Here is a 21471-nt window from a genome sequence, read left to right as displayed (position 1 = left end):
ATTACAGCGAAGCTTTTTGTTGTGTGGTGGAAGCCGTCTCTTTCTCCTCTTCCACACAGGTGTCGCACGGTAAGTGGCGACCAATTAATTTGCGATAGCCGAATGCGCCCAGCGCCGCCCCTACGATTGGCCCGAACAGCGGAACCAGGAAGTAAGGAATGTCTTTGCCGCCCGTGAAGGCGACATCGCCCCATCCCGCAAAGAAGGCGAAGGTTTTTGGACCCAGGTCACGCGCCGGATTCATCGCAAAGCCGGTCAGCGGACCCATGGATGCGCCAATTACCGCAATCAGAAGGCCAATCAAAAGTGGCGCCAGCGGGCCGCGCGGAATGCCGTTTCCGTCGTCGCCCAGCGCCATGATGACGCCCATCAGAATAGCGGTAATCACCATCTCAACCGCGAACGCCTGCACAAAATTGATATGCGGATTCGGATACGTTGAGAAAATGCCTGCCAGATCCAGACTTTCGACACTGCCACGCACCATATGATGCGTCTGTTCGAAGTCGATGAAAAGATTGTAATAAAGCCCGTAAACTAACGCCGCTGCGCAAAAGGCGCCGGCAAATTGCGAAATGATGAAAGGAACAACTTTGCGTCCGTCAAAACACGCGAATAGCCACAACGCGATGGTCACCGCCGGGTTAAGATGTGCACCGGAAACCCCTGCGGTCAGGTAGATGGCCATCGCCACGCCCAGACCCCAGATAATACTGATTTCCCACTGACCAAAACTGGCACCCGCCACTTTCAGTGCTGCGACACAGCCTACTCCGAAGAATATCAACAACCCGGTACCCAGGAACTCGGCAATACACTGGCCTTTTAAGGTTGATGTCTGACTCATAATCGGAATCCTGCAAAAGAGTAATGTTTATTGTTTGCGTGACCGCCCGTGACAGTCACGATGCCCTGTAGACATAGTGTTAATTTATCGTTAACGAGCACAAACGAGAAATATCGAAATCTAAATGTGTGGTCTGCGTCAATAAAATGAGCGTTTTCGCGCCATAAAGCGCGTTTTTGCATCAGATAATGATTATGGGCTGAATCATTTCTTTAACTTATGGGTTAACAACTTAGGGGTATATGCGGCGAACGCACCAGGACGAGGCCGAAAAGTGTTGCAAACCGCGATCTGCGTGGCATGCCGCTGGACAGGGGCGACGGCGCTCCATACAATCGGAACATATGTTGTGCGCGTTTACGTTAAAGCGTCGCCTTGCAATTCAGGAGAGGTAGGATCATGTCTTTAGAAGTGTTTGAGAAACTGGAATCGAAAGTACAGCAGGCGATTGACACCATCACGCTGCTGCAAATGGAAATTGAAGAGCTGAAAGAAAAGAACAACTCCCTGTCACAGGAAGTTCAGAATGCTCAGCACAGCCGTGAAGAACTGGAGCGCGAAAACAACCAGCTGCGCGAACAGCAGAACGGCTGGCAGGAACGCTTGCAGGCGCTGCTGGGACGTATGGAAGAAGTTTGATTTCCTTAGGGAATGCATTGAACAGGCCGGGTAAGGCGAAGCCGCCACCCGGCTTTTTTATGGTTTCCGCTAACCGATATCAAACCATAAAAAAGGCCGCCCTGGGCGGCCTTAACGCTACTTGTCCTGCGCTGTCGTAGCAAAAGCAACAAACCCAACAGGTTCATCGCTCTTTACAACGAGTACGCTGGCGACAATGAACGCGATACATAAATAGCGTTTCATTATGCGGTCCCTGCTGCTTACCGCTCCACCGTTCACCACCGGTGATAAGTCGGTGGACACAAGCCTTGATGTTAGCCTGCTTTACGGTAGTGAATACACCTTTCCCTGGACCGATGCCCATTTGCGAGATGGCGGAAAGGGACGCGGTATCATAATGAGCATCAACCAGGTAGTTAAGGTATTCACAGACAATTAGGATTTTATAAAGGTTAGGAAGGGTTGCCCAAGGTTTGGGCGAGAGTATGATGAAGTTCCTTGGTGTTAGTCTGTAAGACGTCCCAATGGACCGCGAATCCCGAGGGACAAAAAAAACCGCCACATTGCTGTTGGCGGTTTTTTTATGCATCTCGCTTACCGATTAACTACTCAATATCCAGCGCATCCTCAGAAAGGATAATGCCGGTATTGTCAGCATAAAGGTGGTCGCCCGAGAAGAAGGTCACGCCGCCGAAGTTAACGCGCACGTCGCTTTCGCCGATGCCTTCACCCGCTGCGCCAACCGGAATGGCGGCAATGGCCTGAATACCGATATCCAGGTCTTCGAGATCGTCCACCTGGCGCACGGAGCCGTAGACCACAATCCCTTCCCACTCGTTTTGCACCGCAAGGCGGGCGAGGTCCGCATCGATCAGTGCACGGCGCACGGAACCGCCACCATCCACCAGCAGGACGCGACCACGACCGTTCTCTTCGAGCAGATCGTACAGCAACCCGTTGTCCTCGAAACATTTCACCGTGATGATTTGTCCGCCAAACGACGACCGTCCACCAAAGTTGGAGAACAGGGGTTCAACGACGTTGACATCTTCCTGGTAGATGTCACAAAGCTCGGAGGTATCGTATTTCATAGGTTTAACGCTCTGTTGCTGCGAATGTGTTCAGTATATCGTGCGAAATGCGTTGTTGGCAAAATCATCAATTGTTAATTGATATTTGTCAGCTAACTCAGCGTCTGGCTTAAGACAATCCCGATGACGAACAGCAGGTTAGTCAACAGCGCGCCTTTTACCGTACGTTCCAGCATCGGTGGCATGGCGGCCGGGCTGAGTTCACGCATAACGTAGCGGGCCTGCTTAACCAGCAGCGGTGCGGCGAGCACAAACAGCCAGCCCCAGAGGCTGTGCAGCGAAATCAGATTGAACAGCGCCAGGCAGACCAGCGCGCCGATGAGCAGGCAGGCGTGATAGCGGCGTGCATTCACCGGACCCAGACGCACGGCCAGCGTGTTTTTACCGTTCTCGCGGTCGCTATCAATGTCGCGCAGATTATTGATATTCAGCACCGCCGTCGCCAGCAGACCACAGGCGGTCGCCGGCAGGAACAGGGCAGGGATCACCGTGTGCGCCTGTAAGTACCAGCTTCCCATCACGCTCAGCCAGCCGAAGAACACCAGCACGGAGATGTCGCCCAGACCAATATACCCGTAAGGACGCGTCCCGACGGTATAGGTAATGGCTGCAATAATGGCGAGCAAGCCCAGCACCAGGAAGCCAATGAAATCACTGGTGGTTTTCGAGGCGACCGTCACCAGCGCCAGCCCGGACAGGCAAATCAACACCACGGTGATAATCAGCGCCCGCTTCATCTGTGCCTGGGTAATCACCCCTTTTTGCATCCCGCGCAGTGGCCCGATGCGGTCAGGCTTGTCGCTGCCTTTTACCGCATCGCCGTAATCATTGGCGAGATTAGAGAGGATTTGCAGCAGCCCGGCGGTGACAAGCGCCAGACCTGCTACCAGCGGATCGAAATGACCCTGCCACCAGGCAAGCGTGGTACCGACGATAATGGCGGCAAAAGCCAGAGGAAGCGTTTTAGGGCGCAGACTTTCGAGCCACGCCTGTGTACGGCTGATATCAGTCATAGTTATTTAGCCAATAAAAATGGGGGCCATAGCCCCCATCAACAGTGATGAAAATGCATTGAACGCGATTATAGAATAAAACGGCTCAGATCTTCATCTGCCACTAACGCATCCAGGTGTTTGCCCACATAGTCTGCGTCAATGGTAATGCTTTGACCGTTAAGGTCGCTCGCATCATAAGAGATGTCTTCCATCAGGCGTTCCAGCACGGTGTGCAGACGACGCGCACCGATGTTTTCGGTGGTTTCGTTGACCTGCCACGCGGCCTGGGCGATGCGCTTGATACCGTCATCGGTAAATTCAATGTTCACGCCTTCGGTCGCCATCAGCGCTTTGTACTGTACGGTCACAGAAGCGTTTGGCTCAGTCAGGATACGTTCGAAATCTTCGGTGGTCAGCGCCTGCAACTCGACGCGGATTGGCAGACGTCCCTGAAGTTCCGGGATCAGGTCAGACGGGCTGGCAATCTGGAACGCACCGGAGGCGATAAACAGAATGTGGTCAGTTTTAACCATGCCGTGCTTGGTGGAGACGGTGCAACCTTCCACCAGCGGCAGCAGGTCGCGCTGAACGCCTTCGCGTGAGACATCCGGGCCGGACGCGTTGCCGCGCTTACAGATCTTGTCGATTTCGTCGATAAACACGATACCGTGCTGCTCAACCGCGTCGATAGCATCCTGTTTCAGCTCTTCCGGGTTAACCAGCTTCGCGGCTTCTTCTTCAATCAGCAGCTTCATCGCGTCTTTGATTTTCAGCTTACGCGCTTTCTGCTTCTGTCCGCCCAGGTTCTGGAACATGGACTGCAACTGGCTGGTCATCTCTTCCATGCCCGGAGGCGCCATAATTTCCACGCCCATTGGCGCGGCAGCGAGATCGATCTCAATCTCTTTGTCGTCCAGCTCGCCTTCGCGCAGTTTTTTGCGGAATGCCTGACGCGCAGCAGAAGGTTCAGGCTGCTGTTCAGCCTGTCCCCAGTTGTTTTTTGCCGGTGGGATCAGCACGTCGAGAATACGCTCTTCGGCCATCTCTTCGGCGCGATAGCGGTTTTTCTCAATTGCCTGGACACGCACCATCTTAATCGCCGAGTCGGTCAGGTCACGGATGATGGAGTCCACTTCTTTACCCACATAGCCCACTTCGGTGAACTTGGTGGCTTCAACTTTGATGAACGGCGCGTTAGCCAGTTTGGCCAGACGACGGGCGATTTCGGTTTTACCCACACCGGTCGGGCCGATCATCAGAATATTTTTTGGCGTTACTTCGTGGCGAAGCTCTTCGTCGAGCTGCATGCGACGCCAGCGGTTACGCAGTGCGATAGCCACGGAGCGCTTGGCGTCGTCCTGGCCGATAATGTGTTTGTTCAGTTCGCTGACAATTTCGCGTGGGGTCATTTCAGACATGGGCGATCCTTACGCTTTAGACGGTAATTCTTCGATGGTGTGATTGTGGTTGGTATAGATGCAGATATCACCTGCAATATCCAACGCTTTCACCGCGATATCGCGCGCGTTCATGTCGGTATTTTCCAACAGCGCACGGGCTGCGGCCTGGGCGTACGGGCCGCCAGAGCCGATGGCAATCAGGTCGTTTTCAGGCTGAACCACGTCGCCGTTACCGGTGATGATCAGCGAGGCGTTTTCGTCAGCCACGGCCAGCAGCGCTTCGAGCTTGCGTAGCATGCGGTCGGTACGCCAGTCTTTTGCCAGCTCAACGGCGGCTTTCACCAGATGACCCTGATGCATTTCCAGTTTGCGTTCAAACAGTTCAAACAGCGTGAAGGCATCAGCCGTGCCGCCTGCGAAACCGGCGATCACTTTGTCGTTATAAAGACGACGTACTTTCTTCACGTTGCCTTTCATGACGGTATTACCCAGCGTGGCCTGGCCATCACCGGCAATTACCACCTGGCCGTTACGGCGTACACTTACTATTGTTGTCACGAGCAGACCCCCTGGTTACAGATTCGGGAAACAGAAGCCCTGAGCCTGTGCTCAGGGCTGAATTAAATGATAGATGGGGGGGATTTTGGGGGTTTCAACCCCCGGAGGCGAGTCGAATGCAGTTTGTGTGGCCAGCCACTTTCAAACGGGAAATGGTGCCGTCTGCGTTTTCTTTGCCTTTGACCGGTCCAATCACTACGCGATTCCAGCCGTTGTTGGTGGTAATGCGAGAGTCAAATCCTTCAAATGCCAGCTGAGCACGCACCGTTTCTGCCTGTTCGGCGCCTTTAAACGAACCGCACTGAACCATCCAGCGGCGTTCATCTTTTTTCTCAGCCGTCTGCTTCGGTGCCTCGGTCTCTTTGGTGACCGGCGCAGCCTGCTGCGTTTTTGGCTGTTGCGCAGTGGTATGCGCAGGCGTCTGCAACAGATCCTGATACGGCTGTGCCGTTTGCTTCTGCGGCTGCGCCTTCGGTTGCTGCTGGACAGGCTGAGTTTGTACGGTACGCGTCTGCTGCTGCGGTTGTGTACGCGGCTGCTGTACCGGCTGCGTCTGCGTCCACTGCTGCTGTTGCGTTTGCTGCTGAGCCTGACGCTGGCGCTGCAACGTTTGCTGACGCTGCGCCGGGGTTTGTTCGTTCCACGGTACTTCGTTCAGCTGCGTAGGCTGCTGGCGCATGTCCGCCTGCATCTGAGCGAGCAATTGACGCTGTTCGTCCGTCAGCTGATCGGCATTCTTCACTTCACCCCCGGCAGAAGGCTCGGTAGGCGCACGTACGCCAGGCTGGCGGCTTTCCAGCTCTTTAATGTAGCGCCAGCGCTCTTCAGGCTTCGGCGGCAGGCCGTTGCCGACGACCTTGTTACCCTGAAGGGCTTCAGACTCTTCTTTTTTATGATGCGTAATGAAGTAGAGGCCGCCAATAAAGGCCACCAGCACAGCCGCAGCAATGGCGACCATAGCTGGGGAGACAGCAGACAGGCTGCGTTGCTTGCTTTTTGAACTACTCTTTTTGCGTCGCGAAGGTGCCGGCTGGCCGCGACGTACATAATCTCGTTGTGCCACTATCGTTTCGCTGTATTTATTCGTTCGTCAGCCCGCCATGTTACTTAAGCGACGGGGCTTTGACCAGATAAGGGTGTCGAAAGGTATTTACTTTAAGTTAATGCCTGGGTAGAGCCGCGCACAATCAGCTCACAATCCAGTAGTCGTGACCCACTGCTAACTGATTGACCGTGCAGCTGATCCAGCAAAAGCAGCATCGCTTCACGGCCGATGTCATACCGCGGCTGTGCAACGGTCGAAAGCGGCGGATCGCAAAACTCCGAAAGTGAAATATTATCAAAACCGATTATCGACAGGTCCTGCGGCACGCGCAGGCCGTGACGTTTGGCGTAGGATAACGCCCCCAGCGCCATCACGTCGCTGTGGCAGAAGACCGCGGTGGGCGGTTCTGGCAAGGCCAGCAATTTTTCCAGCGCCTGCCCGCCCGCTTCAAAGGTGAAATCACCGCGCGCAATGTAGTGCGGATCGACGATAGCCCCGGTACGGCGCAGCGCCTGAACGTAGCCCTGCAAGCGGTAATGACACAGCGGCATCTCTTCTGGTCCGGCGATACAGCCGATACGCTTATGCCCCAGTTCCTGAAGATAGTTCACGGCGTTGAATGCGGCGGTGAGGTTATCGATATGAACGGTTGGCAGCTCCAGCTCCGGCGCGAATTCGTTCGCCATGACCATCGGCGGTAAATTGCGCTGTTCTTCAATGCTGGCATCAAACGGCAGGCGTGAGCCAAGCAGCAGCATGCCATCAATCTGCTTGGTGATGATCAGGTCGATGAACGTTTTTTCCTGCTGGTTCTGGTGAGCACAATCGCCAATCAGCACCAGATAGCCCTGGGCGGCGGCCGTGACCTCAATGCCGCGGATGATTTCGCTGAAGAAGGGATCGCAGATATCCGGCACGATCACCAGGATGGTGCGGGATTCGTTGCGTTTAACGTTGCGCCCCATGGCTTGCGGGAAATAACCGACCTCTAGCGCCGCCTTTTCAACCCGGTTTCGGGTCGCCTGGGAGACTTTGTCAGGGTTCATCAATGCGCGGGACACGGTTGCTGTTGAGACTTGTGCTTTCTCGGCAACGTCTTTCATGGTCGCCGAGGCAACCTCTTTCCTGGACTTCAACGTCTTCTCCTCGCCTGAACACCGAACTGCGGACTGCACCATTTTTACAGATAGTTAATGGAATCGGTTACAGAATTTTCATAAAAAGTGTGAGGCGCATTAAATTTTTCGATCCGTCTTCAGCCTTCAATCGGATCGACGTCAAGAACCCACTTCACTTTTCGCGCTTCCGGTAGGGTATTGATCAGCGCCAGCGTGCCGCTGACGATCTGCTGTAAACGGATACGCGAGGGGTGCTGAAGTAAGAGTTGCCAGCGGAAACGGCCCCCGCGTTTCGGGGCGAGCGCGGGTACCGGGCCTAAAATCCACAGCTGATTATCCACCAGCGGGCTGGCTTGCAGGAGGTTTCTCAGCTGTTGCAGGAACAGCGGCGCCTGCTGGTTATTATGATCTTCCGCACGGATGATAACGTGGCTGGTCCATGGGGGAAGCTGCATCGTCTGACGTTCGGCCAGCGCCTGGTCCGCGAAGGCGTCATAGCCTTTGTGCAGCAGAGTTTGCAGCAGCGGATGTTCAGGGTGGTGCGTTTGCAGCACCACCTCGCCCTGCTTACCCGCTCGACCAGCGCGACCGGCAACCTGGGTATAAAGCTGGGCGAAACGCTCGGCGGAGCGAAAATCCGCGGAGAACAGCGCGCCGTCGACGTCCAGCAGGGCGACCAGCGTCACGTCCGGGAAGTGGTGCCCTTTCGCCAGCATCTGAGTACCAATCAGGATGCGCGCGCCGCCGCGATGCACTTCCGCCAGTTGCTGCTCCAGCGCCCCTTTACGGCTGGTGGTATCCCTGTCGATACGGGAGATGGGTACGTCCGGGAAGAAGGGCGCGAGCGCCTGTTCAAGCTGTTCCGTTCCCAGACCGACCGGCACGATGTGCGTTGAGCCGCAGGACGGGCATTGACGGGGGACCGGACGCTGGCTGTCGCAGTGGTGGCAGCGTAAATGGCGCTGAGCCTGGTGGAAGGTGTAGTAGTGATCGCAGCGCGGGCACTCCGCGATCCAGCCGCAGTCGTGGCACAGCAGCGCAGGCGCGAAGCCGCGGCGGTTCAGGAACAGGATCACCTGGTTGCCCGCCTGCAAATGCTGGCGCATGCGGCTAATCAGCGCAGGCGCTAACCCGGCCTGCACCTGCTGGCCTTTCAAATCCAGCACATGCTGAATGGCCGGGCGGGCATTCCCCGCACGGCGCGTCAGGCGCAGCATGTGGTATTTACGCTGGCGAACGTTGTGCAGCGTTTCAAGCGCGGGGGTGGCGGACCCGAGAATAATGGGGATTTGCTCGCTGTGGGCGCGGTACACGGCTAAATCGCGGGCGTGATAGCGCCAGCCTTCCTGCTGTTTATAGGAGCTGTCATGCTCTTCATCGATTACGATAACGCCGAGATTTTTAAAGGGCGTAAACAGCGATGAACGGGTGCCGATCACAATTGCTGCTTCGCCGTTTTTCGCTTTCAGCCAGGCGCTGAGGCGCTCGCTGTCGTTCAGGCCGGAGTGCAGGACCTCAACGGGCGCATTAAAGCGTTCACGAAAACGCGCGATGGTTTGCGGCGTCAGGCCGATTTCCGGCACCATCACCAGCGCCTGTTTGCCCTGCGCGAGCACGTTTTCCAGCACGCTCAGATACACTTCGGTTTTACCGGAGCCGGTGACGCCCGCCAGCAGCCAGGCGGAAAAATGGTCGGCGGCGCTGTGAATCGCGCCCACGGCGGTGGCCTGCTCGGTATTCAGACGCAGGCGATCGCCCGAGACGGAAAAGCCGTCGCGCCAGTCGTGAAGGGCAGGTGCTTCACTGGCCAGCTCGCTCAACCCTTTCTTCCTTAATGCCTGCAACGCGGTTTCGCTTACCTCAAGCTCGTCGACCTGATGGCGCCAGATTTTTCCCTGGCGCAGCGCGGCCAGCGCCTGCTGCTGTTTCTGCGAGCGCTTCAGGCTGTTAATGTCCACAGCCTGGCCCTGCTCGGTGGCAAACCAGTACCACATTGGCGCGTGGCTGGCGCTCTTGCCCTGGCGCAGCATAATGGGCAGGGCATGGAACAGCACGTCGCCAATCGGATGATGATAATAATCTGCCGCCCACAGCAGCAGTCGCCAGGTGCTGGTGGAGTAAACCGGCTCGCTGTCCAGCACCTCAACAACCGATTTCAGCTCGTTAAGCGGCAGTTCGCTGTGTTCGCTGACGGACACCACGATCCCCACGCGCTGCTGTTTGCCAAACGGCACGGTCACGCGACAGCCCGCTTTGGCGCTCATGCTGTCGGGCAGCAGGTAGTCAAAGGTGCGAGGAAGCGGAACGGGCAGGGCAACGTGAGCGACGGGCATCGAATCTTCCTGACTTGAAAAGTGGCGCGTTAGTATACACATTAGTGAAAGCGGCGTGCGGATCAGTTTGCATACGTTGGTCAAATTCTGTATGATTCGCCGCCTTTGGTGTATTTTACGCCAAAGAACTTACATTCAACATCGCGTGGTGTCTGGCGTTAGGGCTGGAAGAGCGACGCGGCCTTAACTGAGGTTCTCCCATGAAAAAAGATATTCACCCGAAATACGAAATGATTACTGCAAACTGCTCTTGCGGTAACTCTATCCAGATCCGCTCTACCGTGGGTCACGATCTGAACCTGGACGTGTGCGGCAAATGCCACCCGTTCTACACTGGTAAGCAGCGTGATGTTGCAACCGGTGGCCGTGTTGACCGCTTCAACAAGCGTTTCAGCATCCCGGGCGCTAAATAAGTTTCCCGAAAAAAAGGCACCGCAAGGTGCCTTTTTTGTATCCGCTTATCAGTATTCCCACGTATCCGGGTCGATACCCAGTTCACGCATGATCACCTTCGCCTCTTCTGGAATTTCGTCACTGCGCTCTTTGCGCAGATCGTCATCGTTCGGCAACGGTTGGCCGGTAAACGCATGCAGGAACGCTTCGCACAGCAGTTCGCTGTTGGTGGCGTGACGCAGGTTGTTCACCTGACGACGCGTACGTTCATCGGTGAGGATCTTCAACACCTTCAGAGGAATGGACACCGTGATTTTCTTGACTTGCTCACTCTTCTTACCGTGCTCAGCGTATGGGCTGATATATTCGCCGCTCCATTCAGCCATGAGATACCTTTAATCCTCTCAGTCATTAATCTAAAGGTGCAAAACCGGTAACCATCAGTTTTGAACCGTAATCTTGCGTAGTTTACCGTAGAGACGATACCGAGGCACGGATATTGCCGCTGTAGCGTGTCCTAAAGCATATAATTTTAACGGCTATTTGCACATTGCTCAATCTATACGCAAAGAAGTTTAGATGTCCAGATGTATTGACGTCCATACTTTCAATGTTTACTCTGGTGCCTGACTTTTCACCTCATTCGCCAGGAAGCCTCACCATGACGCGTAAACAGGCCACCATCGCAGTGCGTAGCGGATTGAATGATGACGAGCAGTACGGCTGCGTTGTCCCGCCAATTCATCTCTCCAGCACCTATAATTTCACCGGATTTAATGAACCCCGCGCGCATGACTACTCGCGTCGCGGCAATCCTACGCGTGACGTCACCCAGCGCGCGCTGGCGGAACTGGAAGGCGGCGCGGGTGCGGTATTAACCAATACCGGCATGTCTGCCATTCACCTGGTGACTACGGTGTTCCTGAAACCTGGCGATCTGCTGGTGGCGCCGCACGACTGTTATGGCGGCAGCTATCGTCTGTTTGATAGCCTGGCGAAACGTGGCTGCTACCGTGTGCTGTTTGTCGATCAAAACGACGAACAGGCGCTGAAACAGGCGCTTGCCGAGCAGCCGAAGCTGGTGCTGGTGGAAAGTCCAAGCAATCCATTGTTGCGCGTAGTCGATATTGCGAAAATTTGTCAGCTCGCAAGGGATGCGGGAGCGATAAGTGTAGTGGATAATACGTTCCTCAGTCCGGCCCTTCAGAACCCACTGGCACTGGGTGCCGATCTGGTGTTGCATTCATGCACTAAATATCTGAACGGCCATTCTGACGTAGTAGCAGGTGTGGTGATTGCCAAAGATCCTGAGGTAGTCACCGAACTGGCATGGTGGGCCAATAACATTGGCGTCACCGCGGGCGCGTTCGACAGCTATTTGCTGTTGCGCGGCATCCGTACGCTGTCGCCGCGTATGGACGTGGCGCAGCGTAATGCCCAGGCGATCGTGGATTTCCTGAAAACCCAGCCGCTGGTGAAGAAGCTTTATCACCCGTCGCTGCCGGAAAATCAGGGGCACGAGATTGCCGCGCGCCAACAGAAAGGATTTGGCGCGATGTTAAGTTTTGAACTGGACGGTGACGAGCAAACGCTGCGTCGCTTCCTGAGCGGGTTGTCATTGTTTACGCTGGCGGAATCCTTAGGGGGAGTAGAAAGCTTGATCTCCCACGCCGCAACCATGACGCACGCAGGTATGGCACCCGAAGCACGTGCCGCCGCCGGGATTTCCGAGACGCTGCTGCGTATCTCGACCGGTATTGAAGATTCTGAAGATTTAATTGCCGATCTGGAAAATGGCTTCCGGGTCGCAGCCAAGGGGTAATCATGAGTGTGATAGCGCAGGCAGGGACGAAGGGTCGTCAGCTGCACAAGTTTGGTGGTAGTAGTCTTGCTGATGTGAAATGTTACCTGCGTGTCGCAGGGATCATGACCGAGTATTCACAGCCGGGGGACATGATGGTTGTCTCTGCGGCGGGCAGCACCACCAACCAGTTGATTAGCTGGCTGAAACTGAGCCAGACCGATCGCCTCTCTGCGCATCAGGTGCAACAGTCCTTACGTCGTTACCAGAGTGAACTGATTGCCGGTTTGCTGCCTGCGGACGTGGCGGACGGGCTGATTAGCGCTTTTACGCACGACCTTGAGCGTCTGGCCGCTCTGCTGGACAGCGGCATTACCGATGCAGTGTATGCGGAAGTGGTTGGCCACGGTGAAGTGTGGTCTGCGCGCCTGATGGCCGCCGTGCTGCAACATCTTGGTGTGGAAGCCGCCTGGCTCGACGCGCGTGATTTCCTGCGTGCCGAACGCGCCGCGCAGCCGCAGGTGGACGAAGGGTTGTCTTACCCGCTGCTGCAACAGCTACTGGTGCAACATCCTGGTAAACGTATTGTCGTCACCGGTTTTATCAGCCGCAGCAATGCCGGCGAAACCGTTCTGCTGGGCCGTAACGGCTCTGACTACTCGGCAACGCAGATTGGCGCCCTGGCGGGCGTGTCCCGCGTCACCATCTGGAGCGACGTGGCCGGTGTCTACAGCGCGGACCCGCGCAAAGTAAAAGATGCCTGCCTGCTGCCGCTGCTGCGTCTCGACGAAGCGAGCGAACTGGCGCGTCTGGCGGCCCCGGTGCTGCACGCGCGCACGCTACAGCCGGTTTCCGGCAGCGACATCGACCTGCAACTACGCTGTAGCTACACGCCGGATCAGGGTTCCACCCGCATTGAACGCGTGCTGGCATCCGGTACGGGCGCGCGCATTGTCACCAGCCATGATGACATCTGCCTGATTGAGTTCCAGGTGCCTGCGGGCCAGGATTTCAAACTGGCACACAAAGATATCGACACCATCCTGAAACGTGCCCAGGTGCGTCCGCTGGCCGTTGGCGTACATAACGATCGTCAGCTGTTGCAGTTCTGCTATACCGCTGAAGTGGTGGACAGCGCCCTGAAAATTCTGGATGAAGCGGGCCTGCCGGGCGAGCTTCGCCTGCGTCAGGGGCTGGCGCTGGTGGCGATGGTGGGCGCGGGCGTCACCCGTAACCCGCTCCACTGCCACCGCTTCTGGCAGCAACTGAAAGGTCAGCCGGTGGAGTTCACCTGGCAGTCGGAAGAGGGCATCAGTCTGGTTGCCGTGCTGCGTAAAGGGCCAACCGAAAGCCTGATTCAGGGTCTGCACACCTCCCTGTTCCGCGCGGAAAAACGCATCGGCCTGGTACTGTTCGGGAAAGGGAACATCGGTTCCCGCTGGCTGGAGCTGTTCGCCCGCGAGCAGGTGACGCTTTCGGCGCGTACCGGGTTTGAATTTATTCTGGCAGGGGTGGTGGACAGCCGCCGCAGCCTGCTGAACTACGAAGGGCTGGACGCCAGCCGGGCGCTGGCCTTCTTTAACGATGAAGCGGTTGAGCAGGATGAAGAGTCGCTGTTCCTGTGGATGCGCGCGCACCCGTACGACGATCTGGTGGTGCTGGACGTGACTGCCAGCGAACAGCTGGCCGATCAGTATCTGGATTTCGCCAGCCACGGTTTCCACGTCATCAGCGCCAACAAACTGGCGGGCGCGAGCAGCACTGATAAATACCGTCAGATCCATGACGCATTCGAAAAAACGGGCCGTCACTGGCTGTATAACGCCACCGTTGGCGCGGGCCTGCCGGTGAACCATACCGTGCGCGACCTGATTGAAAGCGGCGACAGTATTCTGGCGCTGAGCGGGATCTTCTCCGGCACGCTCTCCTGGCTGTTTTTGCAGTTTGACGGCACCGTTCCGTTCACCGACCTGGTGGATCAGGCGTGGCAGCAGGGCTTAACCGAGCCGGATCCGCGCGTTGACCTTGCCGGTAAAGATGTGATGCGTAAGCTGGTGATCCTGGCGCGTGAAGCCGGCTACGACATTGAGCCGGGTCAGGTACGCGTTGAGTCTCTGGTGCCTGCGGGCTGCGAGGAGGGGTCCGTCGATCACTTCTTCGAGAACGGTGACGAGCTGAACGAGCAGATGGTGCAACGTCTGGAAGCGGCTAACGAGATGGGCCTGGTGCTGCGTTACGTGGCGCGTTTCGAGGCGAACGGTAAAGCGCGCGTGGGCGTGGAGGCGGTGCGTCCTGAACATCCGCTGGCGGCGCTCCTGCCGTGCGATAACGTCTTCGCCATCGAAAGCCGCTGGTATCGCGATAACCCGCTGGTGATCCGTGGCCCGGGCGCGGGACGCGATGTCACCGCCGGAGCCATTCAGTCTGATATTAATCGTCTGGCTAAGCTGCTGTAACCCCTCACCCTAACCCTCTCCCCAATGGGGAGAGGGCGTGCTTCTCACCCCCATCATGAACGCCCTTCATCTTCCCTGAACAAACCTCACCGTTAATGTTGATTATTTCTGTTGACGTCATCTCGCTTTTCCGTCATTTTTACATCTGGACGTCTAAACGTATAGAAGTTCACAACACAACAAACAACGACACGCGAAAGATAGAGGTAAGGTATGAGCTTTTTTCACGCCAACCAGCGGGAAGCCCTGAATCAGAGCCTGGCCGAAGTAAACGGCCAGATTAACGTCTCTTTTGAATTTTTCCCGCCGCGCACCAGTGAAATGGAGCAAACCCTGTGGAGCTCTATCGATCGCCTGAGCAGCCTGAAGCCGAAGTTCGTCTCTGTGACCTACGGCGCCAACTCCGGTGAGCGTGACCGCACGCACAGCATCATTAAGGGCATTAAAGATCGAACCGGTCTGGAAGCGGCACCGCACCTGACCTGTATCGACGCCACCCGTGATGAACTGCGCGCCATTGCCCAGGACTACTGGAATAACGGCATTCGTCACATTGTGGCCCTGCGCGGCGACCTCCCGCCAGGCAGCGGCAAGCCGGAGATGTATGCCACCGATCTGGTCGGGCTGCTGAAAGACGTTGCCGACTTTGATATCTCCGTGGCTGCCTACCCTGAAGTTCACCCGGAAGCCAAAAGCGCCCAGGCGGATCTGCTCAACCTGAAGCGTAAAGTGGAGGCCGGTGCTAACCGCGCGATTACTCAGTTCTTCTTTGACGTGGAAAGCTACCTGCGCTTTCGCGACCGCTGCGTCTCGGCGGGTATTGATGTCGAAATCATTCCTGGCATTCTGCCGGTCTCGAACTTCAAACAGGCGAAGAAATTCGCAGATATGACCAACGTGCGCATTCCGCTGTGGATGTCCAAAATGTACGAAGGGCTGGACGACGATCCGGAAACCCGTAAGCTGGTGGGGGCCAATATCGCGATGGACATGGTGAAGATTTTAAGTCGCGAAGGGGTGAAAGATTTCCATTTCTATACCCTGAACCGCGCGGAAATGAGCTACGCCATTTGCCATACGCTCGGTGTTCGCCCGGCGCTGTAAAGTAAAAAACCCTCATAAAATGAGGGTTTTTTAATCGAACGGAGAGTTAAAAGGTATTAGCTATCGAATCTGTGGATTAATTCAACTATCTCTTATCGCTAGTGGTGTATATCGTAACGGTAACACTGTAAAGGGAGCATAGCGATGAGCATGTCAGACGAGACCAATAACGCGGCATCCGCCGGCAAATGTCCGTTCCACCAGGGCGGCGTCGATCATAGCGCGGGTGCAGGTACCGGCAGCAAAGAATGGTGGCCTAAACAACTTCGCATCGATCTACTTAATCAACACTCCAGCCGTTCTAACCCTCTGGGTGAAGACTTCGACTACCGCAAAGAATTCAGCAAGCTCGACTATTCCGCCCTTAAGGGCGATCTCAAAGCACTGTTAACCGACTCACAACCGTGGTGGCCTGCCGACTGGGGCAGCTATGCGGGCCTGTTTATCCGTATGGCCTGGCACGGTGCGGGTACCTATCGCTCCGTTGACGGTCGCGGCGGCGCCGGACGCGGTCAGCAACGCTTTGCACCGCTGAACTCCTGGCCGGATAACGTCAGCCTGGATAAGGCTCGCCGCCTGCTGTGGCCAATTAAGCAAAAATACGGACAAAAAATCTCCTGGGCTGACCTCTTTATCCTCGCGGGTAACGTGGCGCTGGAGAACTCCGGCTTCCGCACCTTTGGTTTCGGTGCCGGGCGTGAAGACGTCTGGGAACCGGATCTGGACGTGAACTGGGGCGATGAAAAAGCCTGGCTGACCCACCGTGACCCGGAAGCGCTGGCGAAGCGCCCGCTTGCGGCCACTGAAATGGGCCTGATTTACGTTAACCCGGAAGGGCCGAACGCCAGCGGTGAACCGCTATCTGCGGCGGCGGCGATCCGCGCTACCTTTGGCAACATGGGCATGAATGACGAAGAGACCGTCGCGCTGATTGCGGGCGGCCATACGCTCGGTAAAACGCACGGCGCAGGTGAAGCCACGCACGTGGGCACTGACCCGGAAGCGTCGCCGATTGAAGCGCAGGGCCTGGGCTGGGCCAGCACGCACGGCACCGGTATTGGCGCTGACGCCATCACCTCCGGGCTGGAAGTTATCTGGTCTCAAACCCCGACCCAGTGGAGCAACTACTTCTTCGAGAACCTGTTCAAATACGAATGGGTGCAGACGCGTAGCCCGGCGGGCGCCATTCAGTTCGAAGCCGTGGATGCGCCGGAAATTATGCCTGACCCGTTCGACCCGTCGAAAAAACGCAAGCCAACCATGCTGGTCACCGACCTGACGCTGCGTTTTGATCCGGAATTCGAGAAAATTTCCCGTCGCTTCCTGAACGATCCGCAGGCCTTCAACGAAGCCTTTGCGCGCGCGTGGTTCAAGCTGACCCACCGCGATATGGGGCCAAAAGCGCGGTACATCGGCCCGGAAGTACCGAAAGAAGATCTGATTTGGCAGGATCCGCTGCCTCAACCGGTGTTCCATCCGACGCAGGAAGATATTGAAAGCCTGAAAGCGGAAATCGCGGCCGCTGGTCTCTCCGTGAGCGAGCTGGTTTCCGTAGCCTGGGCGTCGGCATCGACCTTCCGTGGCGGCGACAAGCGTGGCGGCGCTAACGGTGCGCGTCTGGCGCTGGCGCCTCAGCGCGACTGGGATGTGAACGCCGCGGCGGTGCGGGCGTTACCGGCTCTCGAAGCTATTCAGCGCACCACTAATAAAGCCTCTCTGGCGGATATCATCGTGCTGGCGGGTGTTGTGGGCGTTGAGCAGGCGGCGAAAGCCGCGGGCGTTTACGTCAACGTACCGTTCACCCCGGGCCGCGTGGATGCGCGTCAGGACCAGACGGACATCGAGATGTTTAACCTGCTCGAACCGGTTGCTGACGGTTTCCGCAACTACCGTGCGCAGGTGGATGTGTCCACTACGGAGTCGCTGCTGATCGACAAAGCCCAGCAACTGACCCTGACTGCGCCGGAACTGACGGTGTTGATCGGCGGTTTGCGCGTACTGGGTGCAAACTTCGATGGCAGCAAGAATGGCGTGTTTACCAACCGCGAGGGCGTGCTGAGCAACGACTTCTTCGTTAATCTGCTGGATATGAACACCCAGTGGAAAGCGACCGACGACTCAAACGAGCTGTTTGCCGGTAGCGATCGCGCCAGCGGGGAAGTGAAATACACCGCGACCCGCGCCGATCTGGTCTTCGGTTCAAACGCCGTCCTGCGTGCGCTGGCCGAAGTTTACGCCAGCAGTGATGCACACGAGAAGTTCGTTCGTGATTTTGTTGCCGCATGGGCGCGAGTGATGGATTTGGACCGGTTTGATGTGAAGTAACCATTGTGCCGGGTGGCGGCTACGCCTTACCCGGCCTACAAATTAAAGTGCCATGTAGGCCGGGTAAGCGCAGCGCCACCCGGCTTTTTTCGTTACTCCCACTCCTGCAAGAATCGCTGTCCGTACTGGTCCGCCACCAGCAGCGCCGCATAGACCTGATCCGGCGTTACGCCGCCGATACCCAGCACCGCCAGGCAGTCGGCGCTGTCGGCCAGCTTTTTCAGGCGATCAATTTCATTTTGCGAACATTCGCCACCAAACGGTGCAATTTCGGCATGGAGTCCGGCTTTTTTAAAACTCTGGCGCAGGGTTTCTTCAGCAAAACCCAGTACAAATTTATCGCCCACCACTAGCCAGCGATTTGCCAGCGGCTTCAGGTAGTCGCCGAGGCGAGAAAGAACATCTGCGCCCTGGATGTATTTCCCCGGGGATTGAATAACACGGTCCATAACATTACTCCCTTAGTGTTTGAGGTAAATCCTGCCCTGTTCGTACTGCACTAAGAGTGACTCTACTCCCGGCGTGCCGGTCATTTGTTGCGCTACATCTAAGGGAAACGTGATTGCCTTACCGGAGGTAAAGATTGAGGGGGAGATCAGGGAAGGGGGAAGATCGAGAAGTGCCCGGCAAGCGTAGCGCTGCCGGGCACTGAGCATTAACCGGTGTTGCGCATACCTGCCGCAACGCCTGCTATCGTTACCATCAGCGCCTGTTCAACGCGCGGATCCGGCTCTTTACCTTCCTCCTCCGCCAGACGCGAACGGTGCAGCAGTTCAGCCTGTAAAACGTTCAGCGGGTCGGTGTAGATGTTACGCAGCTGGATAGACTCGGCGATCCACGGCAGGTCTTCCATCAGGTGGGAGTCATTAGCGATATCCAGCACCACTTTAATATCGCCTTCAAGCAGCTCGCGCAGCTCTTTACCCAGCGCCCACAGCTCTGGTTTCACCAGACGCTGATCGTAGTATTCCGCCAGCCACAGGTCGGCTTTCGAGAAGACCATCTCCAGCATGCCCAGACGGGTAGAGAAGAATGGCCAGTCGCGGCACATGGTTTCCAGTTCGCTCTGCTTTCCGTCTTCCACCACTTTTTGCAGCGCCGCACCGGCACCCAGCCAGGCCGGCAGCATCAGACGGTTTTGCGTCCAGGCGAAGATCCACGGAATGGCGCGCAGCGATTCAACGCCGCCGGTCGGGCGACGCTTGGCCGGGCGCGAACCCAGAGGCAGTTTACCCAGCTCCTGCTCAGGCGTTGCTGAGCGGAAGTAAGGCACAAAGTCTTTGTTTTCACGCACGTAGCCGCGATAGAGGTCGCAGGAGATGTCAGACAGCTCGTCCATAATCCGGCACCAGGACTCTTTTGGCTCCGGCGGCGGCAGCAGGTTGGCTTCCAGGATCGCACTGGTATAGAGCGACAGGCTGCTGATGGTCACTTCCGGCAGGCCGTACTTGAAGCGGATCATCTCGCCCTGCTCGGTCACGCGCAGGCCGCCTTTCAGGCTTCCTGGTGGTTGAGAGAGCAGCGCTGCGTGTGCAGGCGCACCGCCACGGCCAATGGAGCCGCCGCGTCCGTGGAACAGGGTCAGTTCAATACCGGCTTTTTCGCAGGTTTTGATTAGCGCATCCTGCGCCTGATACTGCGCCCAGGAGGCTGCCATCACGCCCGCATCTTTCGCGGAGTCGGAATAGCCAATCATCACCATCTGTTTGCCCTGAATAAAGCCGCGATACCAGTCGATGTTCAGCAACTGGGTCATCACGTCGTTAGCGTTGTTCAGGTCGTCGAGGGTCTCAAACAGCGGGGCCACTGGCAGAGCATAGTCAATGCCCGCTTCTTTCAGCAGAAGGTGAACGCCCAGCACGTCGGACGGGGTCTTCGCCATGGAGATCACATAGGCGGCCACCGATCCTTTCGGCGCATCCACGATCGCTTTACAGGTGTTGAGTACTTCGCGGGTGTCGTTGCTTGGCTCCCAGTTGCGCGGCAGCAGCGGGCGCTTGGAGTTCAGCTCGCGGATCAGGAACGCCTGTTTGTCGGCTTCTGACCAGCTTTCATAGTCGCCGATGCCGAGGTAGCGGGTCAGCTCGCCCAGTGCTTCGGTATGACGGGTACTTTCCTGACGAACGTCGATACGCACCAGCGGCACGCCGAAACACTTCACGCGGCGCAGGGTGTCGAGCAGTTCGCCGTTGGCAATGATGCCCATCCCACAGGCCTGGAGCGATTTATAGCAGGCGTACAGCGGCTCCCAGAGCTGTTCGTTCTGGCTCAGCAGACCTTCCGGCTTCGGCAGGCGCTGGCCTTTCAGGCGCGCTTCCAGCCAGGCCTGAGTGGCCATCAGCTGACCGCGCAGTTTTTTCATCAGGAAACGGTACGGCTCGCTGGCGCCTTCTTCACCGGCCAGCGCGCGCAGTTCCGGCGTGGCTTCCACCATCGACAGCTCGGAGATCAGCACCTGAATATCTTTCAGGAACAGGTCGGTCGCTTTCCAGCGGCTCAGCAGCAGGACGTGACGGGTGATTTCCGCCGTCACGTTCGGGTTGCCGTCGCGGTCGCCGCCCATCCAGGAGGTGAAGCGCACCGGAACAAAATCAACCGGCAGGCGGTAGCCCAGGTTCTCTTCCAGCTGTTCGTTCAGCTCGCGCAGGTAGTTGGGGACCCCTTCCCACAGGCTGTTTTCCACCACCGCAAAGCCCCATTTGGCTTCGTCGACCGGGCTTGGGCGATGCTTACGAATTTCATCCGTGTGCCAGGACTGGGCAATCAGCTGGCGCAGACGGCGCATAAGCTGGTTACGTTCGTAGTCGGCAATGTCTTTGTTATCCAGTTGCTTCAGACAGTTGTTCACTTCCACCATTTTGTGGATCAGCGTACGACGGGTGATTTCGGTTGGGTGTGCGGTCAGCACCAGCTCCAGCGAAAGGGATTCCACCGCTTTTTTGATGGTCGCTTCGTTGAGGTCGGGCTGGTCTTTGAGTTTACGAAGGGTGCGGGCAATGACTTCCGGGTTGCTGGCCGCTTCGCCTTTTGGCGAAATGCTGTGGTATTGCTCAGCGGTGTTTGCCAGGTTCAGAAACTGGCTGAAGGCGCGGGCAACGGGCAGCAGCTCATCGTTAGAGAGGTTCTGCAAGGTGGTGAGCAGCTCCTGACGATTGGCCTCGTTACCGGCGCGGGAAGATTTGGACAGCTTGCGGATGGTTTCAACGCGGTCGAGGATGTTCTCCCCCAGTGCGTCTTTGATGGTATCTCCAAGCACTTTGCCGAGCATACTGACATTACTACGCAACGCGGAATATTGTTCGTTCATAAAAACCCAGTCACCCCATCATTTTTGTTTATGCCCATGCGAAAATCTTCTGGACATTATTTTGTCATCTCCCTTTA

Annotated in this window: 16 protein-coding genes and 1 pseudogene; 6 read left to right on the top strand and 11 right to left on the bottom strand. The window is 56.8% G+C overall.

The window, feature by feature from the left end; translation table 11 throughout:
• Position 1 precedes the first annotated feature (1 nt).
• Positions 2–847, bottom strand: coding sequence for an MIP family channel protein (locus IMQ56_RS17875; RefSeq protein WP_015569943.1), 846 nt, complete (start codon positions 845–847; stop codon positions 2–4).
• 399 nt (positions 848–1246) lie between these two features.
• On the opposite strand from IMQ56_RS17875, the gene zapB reads away from it, so the two are divergent.
• Positions 1247–1486, top strand: a complete 240-nt coding sequence (gene zapB, locus IMQ56_RS17870) for a septal ring assembly protein ZapB (protein WP_003862031.1) — start codon at positions 1247–1249, stop codon at positions 1484–1486.
• 587 nt (positions 1487–2073) lie between these two features.
• Here the strand turns inward: zapB and rraA are convergent.
• The 7 genes from rraA to priA form a co-directional block, all read right to left on the bottom strand.
• On the bottom strand, positions 2074–2559 hold the full coding sequence (rraA, locus tag IMQ56_RS17865; RefSeq protein WP_003862032.1) for a ribonuclease E activity regulator RraA: 486 nt from the start codon (positions 2557–2559) through the stop codon (positions 2074–2076).
• A gap of 92 nt (positions 2560–2651) precedes the next feature.
• A complete protein-coding gene (menA, locus tag IMQ56_RS17860; RefSeq protein ID WP_094089599.1) occupies positions 2652–3578 on the bottom strand; it encodes a 1,4-dihydroxy-2-naphthoate polyprenyltransferase in 927 nt (308 codons plus the stop codon).
• Positions 3579–3640: 62 nt separating this feature from the next.
• Positions 3641–4972 carry an HslU--HslV peptidase ATPase subunit gene (hslU, locus tag IMQ56_RS17855; protein ID WP_015569947.1) on the bottom strand — a complete coding sequence of 444 codons (1332 nt, stop codon included), beginning with the start codon at positions 4970–4972 and terminating at the stop codon, positions 3641–3643.
• 9 nt (positions 4973–4981) lie between these two features.
• On the bottom strand, positions 4982–5512 hold the full coding sequence (hslV, locus tag IMQ56_RS17850) for an ATP-dependent protease subunit HslV (protein WP_003862036.1): 531 nt from the start codon (positions 5510–5512) through the stop codon (positions 4982–4984).
• Between the two features lie 94 nt (positions 5513–5606).
• Positions 5607–6575: a cell division protein FtsN gene (gene ftsN, locus IMQ56_RS17845; protein WP_017383099.1), complete on the bottom strand. Its 969-nt coding sequence runs from the start codon at positions 6573–6575 to the stop codon at positions 5607–5609.
• A gap of 92 nt (positions 6576–6667) precedes the next feature.
• Positions 6668–7693: a DNA-binding transcriptional regulator CytR gene (cytR, locus tag IMQ56_RS17840; protein WP_017383100.1), complete on the bottom strand. Its 1026-nt coding sequence runs from the start codon at positions 7691–7693 to the stop codon at positions 6668–6670.
• Between the two features lie 119 nt (positions 7694–7812).
• Positions 7813–10008: a primosomal protein N' gene (gene priA, locus IMQ56_RS17835; protein WP_032104298.1), complete on the bottom strand. Its 2196-nt coding sequence runs from the start codon at positions 10006–10008 to the stop codon at positions 7813–7815.
• Between the two features lie 200 nt (positions 10009–10208).
• Between priA and rpmE the strand changes: the two genes are divergently transcribed.
• The gene (gene rpmE, locus IMQ56_RS17830; protein WP_003862040.1) at positions 10209–10421 is read left to right on the top strand and encodes a 50S ribosomal protein L31; all 213 of its coding nucleotides are present in this window, start codon (positions 10209–10211) and stop codon (positions 10419–10421) included.
• Positions 10422–10469: 48 nt separating this feature from the next.
• Here rpmE and metJ read toward each other — a convergent pair whose 3' ends face one another.
• Positions 10470–10787: a met regulon transcriptional regulator MetJ gene (gene metJ / locus IMQ56_RS17825; RefSeq protein ID WP_006179183.1), complete on the bottom strand. Its 318-nt coding sequence runs from the start codon at positions 10785–10787 to the stop codon at positions 10470–10472.
• A 275-nt stretch (positions 10788–11062) separates the two neighbouring features.
• On the opposite strand from metJ, the gene metB reads away from it, so the two are divergent.
• The 4 genes from metB to katG all read left to right on the top strand — a co-directional run bounded on the left by metB (position 11063) and on the right by katG (position 18087).
• Positions 11063–12223, top strand: a complete 1161-nt coding sequence (gene metB, locus IMQ56_RS17820; RefSeq protein WP_015569951.1) for a cystathionine gamma-synthase — start codon at positions 11063–11065, stop codon at positions 12221–12223.
• A gap of 2 nt (positions 12224–12225) precedes the next feature.
• On the top strand, positions 12226–14658 hold the full coding sequence (locus IMQ56_RS17815; RefSeq protein WP_017383103.1) for a bifunctional aspartate kinase/homoserine dehydrogenase II: 2433 nt from the start codon (positions 12226–12228) through the stop codon (positions 14656–14658).
• A gap of 213 nt (positions 14659–14871) precedes the next feature.
• On the top strand, positions 14872–15762 hold the full coding sequence (metF, locus tag IMQ56_RS17810) for a methylenetetrahydrofolate reductase (protein ID WP_032104303.1): 891 nt from the start codon (positions 14872–14874) through the stop codon (positions 15760–15762).
• A 144-nt stretch (positions 15763–15906) separates the two neighbouring features.
• Positions 15907–18087 carry a catalase/peroxidase HPI gene (gene katG / locus IMQ56_RS17805; RefSeq protein ID WP_086524114.1) on the top strand — a complete coding sequence of 727 codons (2181 nt, stop codon included), beginning with the start codon at positions 15907–15909 and terminating at the stop codon, positions 18085–18087.
• 170 nt (positions 18088–18257) lie between these two features.
• Here the strand turns inward: katG and IMQ56_RS17800 are convergent.
• Positions 18258–18536: pseudogene (locus tag IMQ56_RS17800) on the bottom strand (iron-containing alcohol dehydrogenase); the annotation flags it as partial.
• A gap of 206 nt (positions 18537–18742) precedes the next feature.
• On the bottom strand, positions 18743–21394 hold the full coding sequence (ppc, locus tag IMQ56_RS17795) for a phosphoenolpyruvate carboxylase (RefSeq protein WP_017383108.1): 2652 nt from the start codon (positions 21392–21394) through the stop codon (positions 18743–18745).
• Positions 21395–21471 lie beyond the last annotated feature (77 nt).

The sequence above is a fragment of the Enterobacter sp. Res13-Sevr-PEC09-46 genome (assembly GCF_015672585.1).
GTDB lineage: Bacteria > Pseudomonadota > Gammaproteobacteria > Enterobacterales > Enterobacteriaceae > Enterobacter > Enterobacter hormaechei_C.
Note: the sequence above shows the minus strand (reverse complement) of the source record. Positions and strands in the feature narration are given on the sequence as shown.